This is a genomic window from Bradyrhizobium sp. P2_E8 (genome assembly GCF_056403875.1).
In genome coordinates this window covers 1-521 of sequence record NZ_JBFUES010001932.1, presented here as the reverse complement: position 1 = coordinate 521, position 521 = coordinate 1, and the positions used below count along the sequence as shown (strand labels likewise).

Below are 521 nucleotides of genomic sequence, written 5' to 3'. Positions count from 1 at the left end.
GCCGCAACTCTTCTCATTGGCGGAACCGCCACCGAAGCGTCCGCCAAATCCAGGCATCACCGGCACCATCATCGCCACCACGCCGCCCAGAACGACTCCAATGCCGGCTCGGATTGGCGCAACGCCAACGCGGCGATGACGCCGTCCTCGGGCACCGGGCACAGCTTCTCCGGCATGGCCTCCTATTACGGCAACGAGTCCGGCAGCAGGACCGCTTCGGGCCAGCGCTTCAACCAGAACGCCATGACCGCGGCGCACCGTTCGCTGCCGTTCGGCACCAAGCTGCGCGTCACCCATGGCGGCTCGAGCGTCATCGTCACCATCAATGACCGTGGCCCCTTCATTCGCGGCCGCGTCCTCGATCTCTCCACGGGTGCTGCGCGCGCCATCGGCCTCACCGGCGCCGGCGTCGGCCGCGTCACCGCGGAAGTCATCTCCTAGGGCGCATCACGCTTGAAACAAGCCCGCCGTCTTGGGGGACGGCGGCTTTTTGTTGCCGTCGGTAATGACGTGAGTGGAGC

At 66.8% G+C, this 521-nt stretch carries 1 protein-coding gene; it reads left to right on the top strand.

Annotated features, from left to right (window positions below):
- Positions 1–441, top strand: a 441-nt coding sequence (locus AC1D00_RS44775) for a septal ring lytic transglycosylase RlpA family protein (RefSeq protein WP_477015170.1), incomplete at its 5' end; no start/stop codon positions are given.
- Positions 442–521 lie beyond the last annotated feature (80 nt).